This window comes from Bradyrhizobium sp. URHD0069, from assembly GCF_000701345.1.
GTDB lineage: Bacteria > Pseudomonadota > Alphaproteobacteria > Rhizobiales > Xanthobacteraceae > Bradyrhizobium.
The window spans coordinates 16,798-31,000 of the sequence record NZ_JNIJ01000033.1; the positions used below are offsets into that span (position 1 = coordinate 16,798).

At 62.2% G+C, this 14,203-nt stretch carries 14 protein-coding genes; 6 read left to right on the top strand and 8 right to left on the bottom strand.

Going from position 1 to position 14,203, the window contains the following annotated elements:
* Positions 1 to 42 precede the first annotated feature (42 nt).
* Both N554_RS0120175 and N554_RS41070 read right to left on the bottom strand, forming a co-directional pair.
* Positions 43 to 714 carry a response regulator transcription factor gene (locus N554_RS0120175; RefSeq protein WP_029585125.1) on the bottom strand — a complete coding sequence of 224 codons (672 nt, stop codon included), beginning with the start codon at positions 712 to 714 and terminating at the stop codon, positions 43 to 45.
* Positions 715 to 1,142: 428 nt separating this feature from the next.
* Positions 1,143 to 1,295, bottom strand: a complete 153-nt coding sequence (locus N554_RS41070) for a hypothetical protein (RefSeq protein ID WP_197033648.1) — start codon at positions 1,293 to 1,295, stop codon at positions 1,143 to 1,145.
* A 285-nt stretch (positions 1,296 to 1,580) separates the two neighbouring features.
* On the opposite strand from N554_RS41070, the gene N554_RS0120190 reads away from it, so the two are divergent.
* Both N554_RS0120190 and N554_RS0120195 read left to right on the top strand, forming a co-directional pair.
* Complete coding sequence (locus N554_RS0120190; RefSeq protein WP_029585126.1) at positions 1,581 to 2,540, top strand: non-homologous end joining protein Ku; 960 nt, start codon at positions 1,581 to 1,583, stop codon at positions 2,538 to 2,540.
* An 80-nt stretch (positions 2,541 to 2,620) separates the two neighbouring features.
* A complete protein-coding gene (locus N554_RS0120195; protein WP_029585127.1) occupies positions 2,621 to 2,854 on the top strand; it encodes a hypothetical protein in 234 nt (77 codons plus the stop codon).
* A gap of 29 nt (positions 2,855 to 2,883) precedes the next feature.
* Here the strand turns inward: N554_RS0120195 and N554_RS38535 are convergent, their stop codons facing one another.
* Both N554_RS38535 and N554_RS0120205 read right to left on the bottom strand, forming a co-directional pair.
* Complete coding sequence (locus N554_RS38535) at positions 2,884 to 3,048, bottom strand: Flp family type IVb pilin (RefSeq protein ID WP_081851337.1); 165 nt, start codon at positions 3,046 to 3,048, stop codon at positions 2,884 to 2,886.
* A gap of 258 nt (positions 3,049 to 3,306) precedes the next feature.
* Positions 3,307 to 4,869: a porin gene (locus N554_RS0120205; RefSeq protein WP_029585128.1), complete on the bottom strand. Its 1,563-nt coding sequence runs from the start codon at positions 4,867 to 4,869 to the stop codon at positions 3,307 to 3,309.
* A 495-nt stretch (positions 4,870 to 5,364) separates the two neighbouring features.
* Between N554_RS0120205 and N554_RS0120210 the strand changes: the two genes are divergently transcribed.
* Complete coding sequence (locus N554_RS0120210; protein WP_029585129.1) at positions 5,365 to 6,999, top strand: thiamine pyrophosphate-requiring protein; 1,635 nt, start codon at positions 5,365 to 5,367, stop codon at positions 6,997 to 6,999.
* Between the two features lie 30 nt (positions 7,000 to 7,029).
* Here the strand turns inward: N554_RS0120210 and N554_RS0120215 are convergent, their stop codons facing one another.
* The 3 genes from N554_RS0120215 to N554_RS0120225 all read right to left on the bottom strand — a co-directional run bounded on the left by N554_RS0120215 (position 7,030) and on the right by N554_RS0120225 (position 9,592).
* Positions 7,030 to 7,251, bottom strand: a complete 222-nt coding sequence (locus N554_RS0120215; protein WP_029585130.1) for a hypothetical protein — start codon at positions 7,249 to 7,251, stop codon at positions 7,030 to 7,032.
* A gap of 110 nt (positions 7,252 to 7,361) precedes the next feature.
* On the bottom strand, positions 7,362 to 8,942 hold the full coding sequence (locus N554_RS0120220) for an MDR family MFS transporter (RefSeq protein ID WP_029585131.1): 1,581 nt from the start codon (positions 8,940 to 8,942) through the stop codon (positions 7,362 to 7,364).
* A gap of 134 nt (positions 8,943 to 9,076) precedes the next feature.
* Positions 9,077 to 9,592: a YcgN family cysteine cluster protein gene (locus tag N554_RS0120225; RefSeq protein ID WP_029585132.1), complete on the bottom strand. Its 516-nt coding sequence runs from the start codon at positions 9,590 to 9,592 to the stop codon at positions 9,077 to 9,079.
* A gap of 286 nt (positions 9,593 to 9,878) precedes the next feature.
* Between N554_RS0120225 and N554_RS0120230 the strand changes: the two genes are divergently transcribed.
* Genes N554_RS0120230 through N554_RS0120240 form a run of 3 tightly spaced genes read left to right on the top strand, consistent with a single transcriptional unit; the run spans position 9,879 to position 13,314 of the window.
* Entirely contained in the window at positions 9,879 to 12,149 is a 2,271-nt protein-coding gene (locus tag N554_RS0120230; protein WP_029585133.1) for a transglycosylase domain-containing protein, read from the top strand.
* A gap of 2 nt (positions 12,150 to 12,151) precedes the next feature.
* Positions 12,152 to 12,730, top strand: a complete 579-nt coding sequence (locus N554_RS0120235) for a DUF1214 domain-containing protein (RefSeq protein ID WP_029585134.1) — start codon at positions 12,152 to 12,154, stop codon at positions 12,728 to 12,730.
* Positions 12,727 to 13,314 carry a DUF1254 domain-containing protein gene (locus tag N554_RS0120240; RefSeq protein ID WP_029585135.1) on the top strand — a complete coding sequence of 196 codons (588 nt, stop codon included), beginning with the start codon at positions 12,727 to 12,729 and terminating at the stop codon, positions 13,312 to 13,314. The genes N554_RS0120235 and N554_RS0120240 overlap by 4 nt, the downstream gene beginning before the upstream one ends.
* Positions 13,315 to 13,427: 113 nt before the next feature.
* On the opposite strand, the gene N554_RS0120245 is transcribed toward N554_RS0120240, so the two are convergent.
* Positions 13,428 to 14,132 (bottom strand): hypothetical protein, encoded by a 705-nt coding sequence (locus N554_RS0120245; RefSeq protein WP_197033650.1) that lies wholly within the window; start codon positions 14,130 to 14,132, stop codon positions 13,428 to 13,430.
* Positions 14,133 to 14,203 lie beyond the last annotated feature (71 nt).

Below are 14,203 nucleotides of genomic sequence, written 5' to 3' on the forward strand. Positions count from 1 at the left end.
TCGAACAAAAGAGTAAGACCGATGCCCGATCAACCCCCTTGATCAGCTACCCGTCGATGGCGGCGTCAGCAGATAGCCAAGTCCCCTCACGGTCTGGATGATATCGACGTCCAGCTTCTTGCGGATGCGCCCGACGAACACTTCGATGGTATTGGAGTCACGGTCGAAATCCTGGTCATAGAGATGTTCGACCAGTTCGGTACGCGACACCACGCGTCCGGTATGGTGCATGAGATAGGCGAGCAGCCGGTACTCGTGCGAGGTCATCTTGATCGGATTGCCTGACACAGTGACCCGCCCGGTGCGGGTATCGAGCGAGACCGGCCCGCAGGTCAGTTCGCTCTGGGCGTGGCCGGTGGAGCGGCGCAACAGCGCGCGTATCCGGGCCAGGATTTCCTCCAGGTGGAACGGCTTGGCCACATAGTCGTCGGCGCCGGCATCAAAGCCCTGCACCTTGTCGCTCCAGCGGTCGCGCGCGGTCAGGATGAGCACCGGCATCGAGCGGCCGTTGCGGCGCCATGCCTCCAGCACCGAGATGCCGTCCATCTTCGGCAGCCCGATGTCGAGCACGACCGCATCGTAGGGCTCGCTGTCGCCGAGAAAATGTCCCTCCTCGCCGTCGAAGGCGCGATCGACCACATAGCCGGCGTCGCTCAGCGCGGTTGTCAGCTGACGATTGAGATCCGGATCGTCTTCAACGACCAGCAGGCGCAAATTGGTCTCCGCAATAGGTCCCGGCTGTCCCGGCCAAACCGCCGCGACCTAGATGAGCCACCATGGCGTGAATGCCGTATGAACAGCAATGAACAGGCATCATTACTTTTTCGTCACAACCGCTTTTAGCAGAATTTTGAGCGCCCCGGGCGGGCCCCGCCGGGTGGCGTTGACCTTTTCGCCGCAGCGGCCGCGCATTTAAGCGCCTAACGCGCCGAATCGGAAGCCGAAGCGACCAAGGGACGGCGATGGCGGGATGTCGGCAGTCCGGAATGCACCGATTTCTTGGCAAGCGAAGGCGCGTTCCAAAGACACGGGCATCGCGCCCGACCGGCTGGCTGCCAGTCAAGGCATGCGTTGCCGAGTTATCTCAAGTTTTGGATGCCATCCTGCCGAAGCGCCCCCGCCGGTGCGTTGGCATTCCGCCCCTATGTGCGGAAGAACACGAACCAGACCACACCCATAAGCAGCACCGCCAGCCCGAGCGAGACTGTGAGAAGGGCAAGCACCGACGGGCCCGGTTCGGCCTGGCGTGCTTCGGTCGGGGTCTCGACGATCTGTTGATCTTGTCTGGTGGCCATGATGCCCTCGATTCCTTGCTGTCGCGCAAAATGCCGGTCTGTCCTTGCAGCGGCGCAGTCGACGAAACGCCTGATCCCAGATGATGTTCCGGGGTTTTTGCCGCTCCGCGATGTCACACCCGGCACTCGAAGGGTGCGGCAGCTACCCTCTCGCGCCTGCCTGCTCCCTATTCCGGAAACCCCGCCACGGTTAACGTCGTTGGAAGAATCCGCTCCCGCTCGCTTGAAACTCGGTTCCCCGGTGGTATCCTTGCGGGTCGTCGGTTGCGTTTTCGGAGTATCCCAATGGCCCCCCGCGCCAACTGGAAAGGCTTTTTGCGCCTTTCGCTCGTGACCTGCCCGGTCGCGCTCTATCCGGCCACGTCGGATACCGAAAAGGTCAGCTTCAACCAAATCAACCGCAAGACCGGCCATCGCATCAAATATGCCAAGGTCGATGCCGAGACCGGGGAGGAAGTCGCCTCCGATGACATCATGAAGGGCTACAAAGTCGACACCGACACCTACATCGAGGTGTCGAAGGACGAACTCGACGAGATCGCGCTGGAATCGACGCACACCATCGAGATCGACGAGTTCGTGCCCCACACCGATATCGACAACCGTTATTTGATCCGCCCTTATTATCTGGTGCCCGATGGTAAGGTGGGCCATGACGCCTTCGCGGTGATCCGCGAAACCATCCGCAGCATGAACAAGGTCGCAATCGGACGCGTGGTCCTGACCAACCGCGAGCACATCATCGCGCTGGAGCCGCTCGGCAAAGGCCTGATGGGTACGCTGCTGCGTTACCCCTATGAGGTGCGCAGCGAGAAGGAATATTTCGACGACATCCAGGACGTGAAAGTCACCAAGGACATGCTGGATCTCGCCAAGCATATTGTCGAAAAGAAATCCGGAACGTTCGAGCCCGACAGGTTCGAGGACCAGTACGAATCCGCGCTGATCGACCTCATCAACAAGAAGCGGGCCGGCGTTCGCACGACCGCGAAAGCCGCGCCTAAATCAGGCGGTAACGTCATCAACCTGATGGACGCGCTGAAGCGCAGCCTCGCCACCGAGCAGCAGTCCGCCCCGCCCGCAAAGACCAAAGGCAAGAAGCAGCCCAAGCGCATCGAGGGCCAGCGCGAGATGCTTCTGCCGATCAGCGGCAAGCGTGCCGCCAAGGAAGCACCCAAAGTGCAAGAGCCGAAGAAGGCCGAGAAGCCGGTGCGCGCGCCCGCGCGATCGAAGAAGGCGGGATAGTGCGCAGGCCCTCGCGGCGCCGCGCGATGAATCCGGACAATTGCCTGGCCTCTCCCGACCGGCGCAACACGTGATCTGAAATGCCGTGGTCGACGCCGTTCGATGAGCCGATACGCTTGCACGGCGGCGGCAGGCTGATGACGCTGCAGCATGCCGCCGATTACATCATGAAACTGCCGGAAGACGTGCAGCAGCAGGCGCGCTGGCAGACCGCGGTCGAGAACCTGATCAACGCCGCGGAGACCGGCGGAGGCTGGCTGATGTTCGCGCGGATCGGGGTGATGCGGGCGCTAAACGGGGATGGGCAAAGCTAGCTGATAGCGCCCATTCACGCTTCGTTTCGCTATTTGAACGACGAACTCACCGAACCGAACTTGATGTTCAGGGTGCTGCCTATCCCGTGGACGGCGGCGACGATCACGATGCTGATGCCGACGGCGATCATGCAATATTCGATCGCGGTGGCTCCGGATTGATCGCTCAGGAATCTCGAAAACAGCTGCCTCATTCAAATTTCCCGTCGGGGACTTCCCGCGGAGTCTACCGCGCCAATGGCCGGTGCGGAATCTAGATTGGATTGCTTGCCGGCGCGTTGAGGAACAGGCTGAACAATCCGTTAAGCCTCAGGTCGATCTTTGCCGGACGTGAGGATTTCCTGCTCGCCGTGATGGCAGGCGTGGTGAAACGGCAACCGTGAGACGGGAAGTTGACTGTACTTCCCGTCCCACTCGCTAGGTTGGATTACTGGATCCCAAGACGCTCGAGATCAGAAATTCCGCTGAGCGCGAACCTGCAGCAAAACCGTATCCTGGTCCTTGAACTCATAAACGGTCGCGGGCTTCGGAGCAGAGACACTAAGAACCGACGTACCCGTAAACTTCTGGTCGAGGTGGAACCACTGGACTTCGGCCGAGAACGTCAGGTTCTTGACGGGAGTCCAGCGGGTGATCACACCGAGCTGCGAAACGTTGAAGTCCGGATTGCAGGAGAAATCCGCGGACTTCAGCCCAGGATTGCTGGCGCTGTAGGTCGCGCAAAAAGCCCCCTTTGCGGTGCTCAGATCGCCCACTGCACCGTTGTAGCGAACGGCAGAATAGCTGCCGAACAGGCTCGACGACCAGTACGGATCCCAGTTGTGGTTGAACGCGCCGCGGACGCCATAGGCCTCAGTCAGCTTGATACCATCGGTACCACCGGCACCTGGCCGATAGACGCCGTCAGTGGTCGCACCAAAGCCAACGCTCTGGTAGCCAACCCCGCTGTCGCCAAACATCGCAAAATTCGGCGAGCTGCCGCTGGTGGCGATCACGTTCTTGGTGTTGCCCTTTGCGTAGCTCACGTCGACCTTGATGTCGTCGCCGGGACCGGTCGGCAGATTCTTGATCTGCAGCGCGGCCATCACCGAACCACCCCACTTGTCTTCGGGGTGACCGCTGATTTCGGACAGATTCGTCGGAGCCGCAGTACTGGCCGTCAAGGTGTTGTACGACGCATTCACAAGATGCGCCGCAGCGGAGATCTGGAACAGACCCCAGGCCTGATCGACACGGATTCTGCCGACGATGTCGGGAGCATGCGTGCCGCCATAAGCGTTGCCGGTGGTGCCGACTGCATTGAGGCCAGTCGACAGGTTGGACAACGAAGTGCGATTCCACACCGTCGGATCGTCGAGACCGATGCTGCCGGACACGCCGTTGCCGAAGTCAGCAGTGTACTGGACGTTGTTGACGCCGGTGTCGGTGTTGTTACCGCCGAGCAAGTTCGAATTGATGTTGCCCGGGAAACCGTTCCAAGGCGTCGAGTACGCCGAAGAAGACTTGCCGAAGGTGAAGCCGGCGAACTGGATGAAAAGGTACTCGACCGCAACATAGCCGCCGCCGACGCTGTCGAGCAGCTGCGTGTTATTGCCAAGGTTGGTGTTCAGGAGGTTCGGATTGCGGCTGCTGCCACCCAGGGTGGTGAACTGGAAATCGCCCTGAGCGAAGGTACGGACCACGCCGTATTCGGTGGCGGTACGCGTATCAACCGTGAGCGCCATACGGGAACGGGCAACAAAGTAATCGGCATAGCGATTCTGCTGACCGATATCACCGCTCCAGGCTGGCGCGCCGTGGGCACCGCCGTTGAAAGTGGTATCGACGCGCAGATAACCGCCGATCTTCATGCAGGTGTCGGTGCCCGGGATATACCAGAAACCAGCACCATACAGGGAGCAGATCTTCACATATTCGACCGCCTTGGCCTTGACCGGAAGGTCGGCTGCCTGCGCTCCACTAGCGGCGAGAAGAACCACCGCTGAGCCAAGGAGGAAGTTTCGATACGACGTCATTCCCATATTTCTCCAATTTGTATTGCAGGCATGCCTTGCAACGTTTCAATGTGTGTCCCATAGAGCAAAGCGCATCCTGGACGATGACACGCCCGTGACAAAGTACCGTTTCCCGCGCTCCTGTGATCTTTATGCAACGCATGATTGAACCAAAAGCTTTGGCTGCTTGAAGATTTTCGGCAAGCGACGCTGCGCGCCACCATAAGCTCTGCCGCTGGACTGAGCGCCACCGAACAAAAATGCGCCGACGAATCGCTGGCGAAGTCGATTCGTCTTCGTAGATCGATGCAACAGCAAGATATTCCTTGCCCCCAGCGACCTCATTGCCGCGCGAGCCGGCGTTGATTCGGCCTGGACGCGCGACCAACACACAAAGGATGCATATCAGAGCTTCCCGGAAGAAGTGGCACGCACGCTTTACCGATCGAGGGATTCCTGTTCCAACTACCGCGATAGGCTGAGCCCAACATCGGCCGGTTTTGGGAAGGAATTGCCATGAAACTCGGCACCGCCATCGCAGAAATCATGAAGCGCGAGGGTATCGACATTCTCTGCGGCTATCCGGTCAATCACCTCATCGAACATGCCGCCAACGCCGACATCCGTCCGGTGATGGTGCGCCAAGAGCGGATCGGACTGCACATGGCGGACGCGATCTCGCGGGTCACGTCGGGACGCACCATCGGCGCCTTCTGCATGCAGCACGGTCCCGGCGCGGAAAACGCCATGGGTGGAGTGGCGCAGTGTTACGGTGAATCCGTCCCGGTGCTGGTATTGCCGATGGGCTATGCGCGGCGGCTTGCGAATATCGACCCGAACTTCAATTCCAGCCAGGCGATGAAGGCCTTTGCGAAGTCGTCTGAGCCGATCAACATCGCCGCCGAAGTTGGCAACATTTTCCGCCGTGCTTTCACCAGGCTGAAGAACGGCCGCGGTGGCCCGGTCATCGTGGAAATCCCGGCCGACATGTGGAACGAGGAAGTACCGGAGCCGCTGAATTATACGCCGGTGTTGCGCACCCGCTACGGCGCCGACCCCGTCCACATAAAGGAAGCGGCGGCGCTGTTGATCGGCGCCAAACGTCCCGTGATCTATGCCGGCCAGGGCGTGCATTACGCGCAGGCTTGGCCGCAACTGAAGCGGCTGGCCGAACGGCTCGCCATCCCCGTCACCACAAGCCTCGGTGGCAAGTCGTCGTTTCCGGAGACGCACCCGCTTTCGCTCGGCTCCGGCGGTTTGGCCATGCCGCGCGCGGTGCCGAAATTTCTAGCCGAGGCCGACGTGATTCTAGGCATCGGCTGCTCGTTTACGGAGACATCGTTCGGCGTCGCCATGCCCAAGGGCAAGACTATCATCCATGCGACGCTGGACCCCGCCCATCTCAACAAGGATGTCGAGGCCAAGATCGGGCTGGTCGGCGATGCCGGACTGGTGCTCGACGCGCTGCTGGAAGAAATCGGCAAGAGCGTCACATCGAATCGCGATGCCTCAGCCGTCGCCGCCGAGATCGCCGCGTCGCACAAGGATTGGTTGGCCAAATGGATGCCGAAGCTGACCCACAATGACGCGCCGCTGAACCCCTATCGCGTTCTCTGGGATTTGCAGGACACCGTCGACATCAAAAACACCATCATCACCCATGATGCCGGCAGCCCGCGCGATCAGCTCTCGCCGTTCTGGAAGGCGGTCGAGCCGCTGTCCTACATCGGCTGGGGCAAGACCACGCAGCTTGGTTATGGGCTGGGGCTCGCAATGGGCGCCAAGCTCGCAAAACCCGACAAGCTCTGCATCAACGTCTGGGGCGACGCAGCGATCGGCTTCACAGGCATGGATTTCGAGACCGCGGTGCGCGAGCGCATCCCGATCATGTCGATCCTGTTGAATAATTTCAGCATGGCGATCGAACTGAAGGTGATGCCGATCTCTACCGAAAAATATCGCTCGACCGACATCTCCGGCGACTACGCCGCCATGGCGCGCGCGTTCGGCGGCTATGGCGAACGGGTGACCAAACCGGAAGACATCATCCCGGCCATCCAGCGCGGCATTGCGAAGACCAAGGAAGGCATTCCAGTGCTATTGGAGTTCATCACCTCAAAGGAGACTGAGGTTTCGAGGCCGGGAACGTGAAGCTCCTGATGTAAGCAGAACGAACCGAACTCACGGCTTGAAGAACGCCGGATCGTTGAGCGCCTTGATCATGGTGTCCACCATGTCGGCGGCGCCGTGGTCTTCGCGCTCTTCCAACAGCTCCCACATCTTGCGCAAGTTGGCGCGCATCGGTGCCTTCAGCGAGGGATCGCGTTCGATCAGGGTCCGCGCGATGCAGAAGGCGATGCCTTCGCCGCCCATCCGGGTCTGCTCGATGGAGGGTTTGCTCATGGCCGGCTCCTTGTCGGATCTCAATGTTTGATGGCGTGCTGCGGCCGCTGTTAGATCAAATCGCAGCTCAGGGCTAGTGAGGGCTGAAGCGCCGACAGTGGGTCGGCGCCCTACTCTGCCATCTCCACGGGCGTGGCCGGGCCGGCCAGCGGCCTTTCTTCCATCACGATCATGCACAGCGCCGCGCAGGCCATGAGCGCCGCGGCGGCGCCGAACACATATTGAAATGCCGCGACCATGTCGGCGGCGGGGATCGAATTCACCGGCCCGCGATGCTCTCCGACAAGCGAGATGTCCGCACCCAGCGCCATCAGCAGAATCGCGGTGAACGCCGCGACCGTGAACGACGCCATCAACGCGCGGAAAAAGTTCATCGCACCCGTGGCGGTGCCGACCTGCGAACGCGCTACCGCGTTCTGGATCGAGACCACGCTCACCGGAAACGTGGTGCCGAGCCCAAGCGCGAATAGCGACAGCAGCCCGAGCAACGCCCACAGCGGCAGCGGGGTCGCGATCGCGAGCGCGCACCCCGTCGCCGCGGAGCAAATGGTGCCGATAATCGCCACACGCTTGTAATGCGTCATGTGCACCATCGCGCGGCCGGCGATCGCGGCCCCCGGCACCGAAACCGCGACCAGCGGAATCAGTGCCAGCCCGGCCTCGCTGGCGCTGAGATGGTAGACCACGTCGTAATAGAGCGGCATGTGCACGGTCAGTCCGAGCATCGCGCCGATCGCGCAGCCGCCCGCAGCCATCGCATAAGGCACGACCGGTCCGCCCATCAGTGGCAACGGCAGGAACGGTTCATCGGTCCGCAGCGCATGCCACACAAAGGCGAGCGCCAGCACCAGCGCCGCGCCGACCATCGCCACGATCGTCGGCGAGAGCCAGAGATAGCGGTTGCCGCCCCATGTCAGCACCAGCATGAACACGACCGCGGAGGCCATCAGCAGCACGCCGCCGAGCCAGTCGACCTTGCGCCTGCGGTGAAATGCCGGGATCTTACCCATCTTCGGCAGCAGCAGCGCCAGCGATGCGAGCCCGAGCGGCACGTTGATCCAGAAGATCATCGACCAGTGCAGGTGCTCGGCAAACACGCCACCAAGGACCGGCCCGCCGATGCCTGCCGCGACCCACACGCCGCTGAAATAGGCCTGGTACTGACCGCGCTCGCGGGGCGTCACTACGTCGGAAATCACGGTCTGCACGATCGGCAGAATGCCGCCGCCGCCGATGCCCTGCAGGCCTCGCGCCAGGATCAGCACCGGCATGTTCGGCGCCAGCGCGCACAGGATCGAGCCGGCGACGAACAGGCTGAGCGCTGTGATGATCATGGCGCGGCGGCCGTAGATGTCACTGAGCGTGCCGAATACCGGCGCCACCGCGGTCGAAGCCAAAAGATAGGCCGTGATCACCCACGACAGGTTGGAGACGTCCTGGAATTGCCGGCCGATGGTCGGCAGCGCAGTCGCGACGATGGTCTGGTCGAGGGCGGCCAGGAACATCGTCAGCATCAGGCTCATCAGGATGGTGCGGACTTCGCTTTGGGTGAGCGGCGCCGGCGGCGCGATCGGCGGCCCGTCGCTGATGTCGATGACCTCACCCGGCACTTGCGAAAGGTCGCCGGCAATGGCTTCGGGCAAGGTTTGTCCGTCAGCCGGTTGAGGGCTCTGCCGTTCGAACTTGTTCATGCGGACTTATATTGATGCGCGGCGGGGGCCGCGTGGAATCGCTGCATCGCCGCAATATATTTGGACAATCCAAGCTGGGGCAGCGGGTTAGGCGCATGGGTGCATCCCGCAGCGGTGCCGTCGCAATCGCGCGTTCAGGATTGTGGCCGCTTTTTGAGCCGCGCCCGTTTCGGCAACAGCGCCGGCCATTGCACGATGTGATCTTCGAGATCGGCGTCGGCGATCTCGTTCTCCGTCCCGTGCACCCGCCCGCGCACGGAAACGCCCGCTTCATGAACCGTATTCGGGTCGCCCGAAATCAGCGGATGCCACCAATAGAGATCGCGGCCCTCCGCCACCAGTTTGTAGCCGCAGCTCGGCGGCAGCCAGTTCAGGGTGCGGACGTTTTCCGGCGTGAGCCTGACGCAGTCCGGAACCAGCTCGGATCGGTTCGTATAGTCTTTGCAGGCGCACAACCCCGCGTCCAGAAGCTTGCAGGAGACGTGCGTGAAATAGATCTTGCCGGTATCTTCATCCTCAAGCTTTTCAAGGCAGCAACGGGCGCAGCCGTCGCACAGGCTCTCCCATTCGACGTTGGACATTTCTTCCAACGTCTTGGTTTTCCAAAAGAATCCCTCTTGAGCCGAGGGTGGCTTGGGTTGGACGGTCATGAGTCCCAGCGTTTCCGGCCGGCGAAAGCCTGAGTTCTTCTAGGGGCTGCAACGCTCACTGCGCAAGTAGGGCGGCTCGACAGAGAGTAAAAGCCCCCGGGCAGCATTAGCCCTGCTTAATCAAAATCGTGAGCCAGACCATTGGTTTATGGCCCGCGCTCGGATAGAACTTGACCGAGTCCCCAACCGCGCAAATGCGCCTTGGGTTTGCCGCAACATTCCCGCAAGACGGCTCAATAGTGCCCAGCCGGGTGCTTGAAGCGCTGCGAACTGACCAAGGGTCCCGGTGCGCGAGATCGTACCACCGCAATGGAAGACGAAAATCCGGCTCTGGTTGCTGGATTTCGACGCGCGCGTCGACTCGACGCTGTTCTCTTCCGCCAAGGGCGCCCGCGAACTCTACGGGCGTTTCTCGACCTTTATGGACCGCTTCTATGTGGACAGGTGGAGGCGCTGGGTCTTCATTGAACCGCTGTCTGAAGCCGCGAGCCTCGGGCTCGGCGGCCTGATCCTGATGCTGGCGCTGGCGATACCGGCGTTTCGCGAAACCGCCGACGAAGACTGGCTGAAGAAATCCGATCTCGCGGTATCGTTCCTCGACCGCTACGGCAATCCGATCGGCAACCGCGGCATCAAGCACAACGACTCTATTCCGCTAGAGGATTTTCCGGACCATCTGATCAAGGCGACGCTTGCCACCGAGGACCGCCGCTTCTACGACCATTTCGGCATCGACGTCGCCGGCACGTTCCGCGCGCTGTTGACCAATGCGCAGGCCGGCGGCGTGCGGCAGGGCGGTTCGTCGATTACCCAGCAGCTCGCAAAAAACCTGTTTCTGAACAATGAGCGCACCATCGAGCGCAAGGTGAAGGAAGCCTTCCTCGCAATCTGGCTGGAGACGCGGCTCACCAAGAATGAAATCCTGAAACTCTATCTCGATCGCGCCTATATGGGCGGCGGCACCTTCGGCGTCGATGGCGCCGCGCATTTCTATTTCAACAAATCGGCGCGCGACGTCAATCTTGCGGAAGCCGCGATGCTCGCCGGCCTGTTCAAGGCGCCCACCAGATATGCGCCTCACATCAACCTGCCTGCGGCGCGCGCCCGCGCCAACGTCGTGCTGGACAATCTGGTCGACGCCGGCTTCATGACCGAAGGCCAGGTGTTCGGCGCGCGGCGCAATCCGGCCACCGCGGTCGATCGCCGTGATGAGAATTCACCGAACTATTATCTCGACTGGGCCTTCGACGAGATGCGCAAGCTGGTCGATACGTTTCCGAAATCCTACACCGAGCGCGTCTTCGTGGTCCGCACCGCGATCGATATGAATGTGCAGCGCGCCGCGGAAGAGGCCGTCGAAAACCAGCTGCGCCAGTTCGGCCGCGACTATCACGCGACGCAGGCCGCTACCGTCGTCGCCGATCTCGACGGCGGCGTGCGCGCGATGGTCGGCGGACGCGACTATGGGGCCAGCCAGTTCAACCGTGCCGTGGACGCCTACCGGCAGCCCGGCTCGTCCTTCAAGCCGTATGTCTACACCACCGCGCTGTTGAACGGCTTCAAGCCGAACTCGATCGTGGTCGACGGCCCGGTCTGCCTCGGCAACTGGTGTCCGCAAAATTATGGCCACTCCTACTCCGGCTCGGTGACACTGACGCAGGCGATTACCCGCTCGATCAACGTGGTGCCGGTAAAGCTGTCGATCGCGATCGGCAATAATCCGAAAAACCAGTGGGACTCGGCCAAAAGAGGCCGCGCCAAGATCGTAGAAGTTGCGCGCCGCTTCGGCATCAAAGCGCCGCTGCCGGATACTCCGTCGCTGCCGATCGGCGCCGACGAAGTCACGGTGCTCGAGCATGCCGCGGCGTATGCGACCTTCCCCAACAAGGGCAAAGCGGTAACCCCTCATGCGGTACTGGAAGTTCGCACCGGTGCCGGCGATCTGGTCTGGCGCTTCGATCGCGATGGCAAAAAACCGCTGCAAGCCATTCCGGCATCAGTAGCTTCCGACATGGCGGAAATGATGAGTCACGTGGTCAGCGAAGGTACCGCGCGGCGCGCGGCGCTCGACGGCATTCCGACCGCAGGCAAGACCGGCACCACCAACGCCTACCGCGACGCGTGGTTCGTCGGTTACACCGGCAACTTCGCCTGCGCCGTCTGGTACGGCAATGACGATTATTCGCCGACCAACCGCATGACCGGCGGATCGCTGCCGGCGCAGACCTGGCACGACATCATGGTCGCGGCCCACCAAGGCGTCGAGATCAAGGAGATCCCCGGCGTCGGTGCAGGGACAAAGCTGCCTCCTCCCGCTGCCTCCGCGACAGTTGCGTCGAAACCGCCTGACATCAAGCCGGGACCGCCGCCGATCCTAACTAAACGCGGCGCCGATATTCTGGTGCGCGTGGAAAAGTTGCTCGACGAGGCGGCCAAGACGGCGGGTGGCCCGGTGAAGCCCGGCAAGCCGGCATCGTCCAGCTCAGTTGCATTCCCCGATAGCTTTGCCGCGGCAGTGCCTGGCGACCCAGCTGCTCCCGCGCCGCGCAAGAACTAACCGTGCGGCTGATCTTCATCACCTTGCTGGCGCTGATGCTCGCCACCGTCGTAGGACTCGGCGCAACCTGGATGACGGCAACGCGCGGCACCGATCTGGGCACGCTCACGATCGGCGCCTGGACCGCCCGGCCGAAGACCGGGACCGCCGATATCGATCCTTATTCGCGTGCCTCCATCGCCCGCAGCGGCGAGCTGCCGGTCGGCACAGGCGACGGCGTCGCGTTCTCGGCGACCACGGACGACCGCAAGCGGCCGCTCGATGGGCGGTGCGACGTGGTGGTCAGCGGTGTCACGCCCGCCGCGCGGTTCTGGACGTTGACGCTTTACGACCAGAAAGGGCACCTGGTTGCGAATTCGCTGCAGCGTTACGGCTTCACCAGCCAGGAAATCATCCGCGGAGCGGACGGCGCGTTTGAAATACGGGTGGCGTCGAGATCGCGCGCCGGAAACTGGCTGCCCACCGGGGGCATCGAGCGCTATGCGCTGATGCTTCGGCTTTACGATACGCCGGTTGGGGTGGCGACGCGGACGCAGCGTGATGCGCCGATGCCTTCGATCGCGACCGTGGGGTGCCCATGATTCGCTTGCTGTTCACGATCGTTGCCGGCGTGCTGCTGGGCGGCATTGTGCATCTGGTCAGCGTGTTGGCGTTGCCGCGCATCGCGACCCAGGACGCCTATTCGCGTCTGACCCCGATGACCAAGCTCAACACCGTTACTCCCCTGCCCCTGGCGGATCCGAACACCGCGCCGATGCCGTTCATGGACCCGGCGTTCGCGGTCGCGATCTGCCGCTACGATCTGTCGGGTGGCTCGCTCAAACTGACGGTGCCTGTCAGCCAGGCCTACACATCCGTGTCGTTCTATACGCGCAACGAAGTCGCCTATTACGCCATCAACGACCGGTCCGCCGGACGCAAGGTGATCGAACTCGATCTGATGACCGAGCCGCAGCACGCCGAATTGCCGGAAGACGAGGACGTAACCGCGGCCGACCGGCTGATCATCGATTCTCCAACCGCAACCGGCTTGATCGTGCTGAAAGCACTGGCGCCGGAACCCGGCCTGATGCCGCAGGCGCAGGCCGCCCTCGCCGCATCGAGCTGCAAGCTGCAGACCGAACCGCCGGCGAAGCAGGCGCAAGGGCCGCGGTCCAAGCGCTGATCGAAACGCGATATCTTCTCCTGAGATAACGACGGTTCAAGTCCCCTATCTTGTTGGCTTTTTGAGTCATACCCTGAGGGATGACCGGGATGGTTTGATTGTGCCGCTTCGAGCTAGCCGCGCACGCTCAGCGCACGGCCGATCACCGGCTGCGCCGCGACCGGCGGGTTAGCGGTCTGCGCCGCAAGCTCGCCGATCAATCGATCGGCGTCGGCCGCCATGTTATTCGGGGCGTGGATCACCAGCCGCTCCAGCGCCCAGCGATAAGACGATATCCTGCGCTCCAGGCATTGCTGCACCCACTGCACGATCAGGGTATTTTCCTGCATGCGGGCGATCGCGTCGGCGCGCTCACGCGGCGACAATTCCGAAACGAGCGCGAGACTGGCGTTACGTTGCTTGTCGAGATCGAGCACGCGCCCGGCGGCGGCGAAGAACGGTTCGAACCGAGTGATGTCGTCACGCACGTCTTCGATCAGCTGCGCATAGCGCGATGAATGCGAGCGGTGCGGCTCGTCGATCAACTGCCGCCCATAGGCGGTGCGGTCGAACACCGGTGCCTGCCGCCACGGCGACGGGAGCGGCTGGTAGTCGCCGAACACGCTCTTCCAGGCCGGACGCGAACGCGGTGGCTCGATCAGCGGGTAAGCGAGATCGCGAAGCAGGCGTTCGTTGTCGGTGAGCTGGAATTGCGACGGGCGCAGCCCGATGCTCGATGTCGCCTCGGCGCCAATCCAGCGATGCATGTCGTCGTTGCGAAAATCCTGGCGCGTGCGGCCGAAATCGCCGCCGCTGCAACCCCCCAGGGCCACGCCCATCAAGAGCAGCGTCAGGACGGGCGATGAGCTCCGAACCTGCGCTCTTGTCCGGATCGGAAAACACGGCTCCG

Bases quoted from the DNA above. Each gene is read 5' to 3' on its own strand.
- N554_RS0120245 (WP_197033650.1), bottom strand. From the start codon at position 14,132: ATGGGCGTGGCCCTGGGGGGTTGCAGCGGCGGCGATTTCGGCCGCACG.
- N554_RS38535 (WP_081851337.1), bottom strand. From the start codon at position 3,048: ATGAGGCAGCTGTTTTCGAGATTCCTGAGCGATCAATCCGGAGCCACC.
- N554_RS0120215 (WP_029585130.1), bottom strand. From the start codon at position 7,251: ATGAGCAAACCCTCCATCGAGCAGACCCGGATGGGCGGCGAAGGCATC.
- N554_RS0120205 (WP_029585128.1), bottom strand. From the start codon at position 4,869: ATGACGTCGTATCGAAACTTCCTCCTTGGCTCAGCGGTGGTTCTTCTC.
- N554_RS41070 (WP_197033648.1), bottom strand. From the start codon at position 1,295: ATGGCCACCAGACAAGATCAACAGATCGTCGAGACCCCGACCGAAGCA.
- N554_RS0120220 (WP_029585131.1), bottom strand. From the start codon at position 8,942: ATGAACAAGTTCGAACGGCAGAGCCCTCAACCGGCTGACGGACAAACC.
- N554_RS0120195 (WP_029585127.1), top strand. From the start codon at position 2,621: ATGCCGTGGTCGACGCCGTTCGATGAGCCGATACGCTTGCACGGCGGC.
- N554_RS0120190 (WP_029585126.1), top strand. From the start codon at position 1,581: ATGGCCCCCCGCGCCAACTGGAAAGGCTTTTTGCGCCTTTCGCTCGTG.
- N554_RS0120225 (WP_029585132.1), bottom strand. From the start codon at position 9,592: ATGACCGTCCAACCCAAGCCACCCTCGGCTCAAGAGGGATTCTTTTGG.
- N554_RS0120210 (WP_029585129.1), top strand. From the start codon at position 5,365: ATGAAACTCGGCACCGCCATCGCAGAAATCATGAAGCGCGAGGGTATC.
- N554_RS0120240 (WP_029585135.1), top strand. From the start codon at position 12,727: ATGATTCGCTTGCTGTTCACGATCGTTGCCGGCGTGCTGCTGGGCGGC.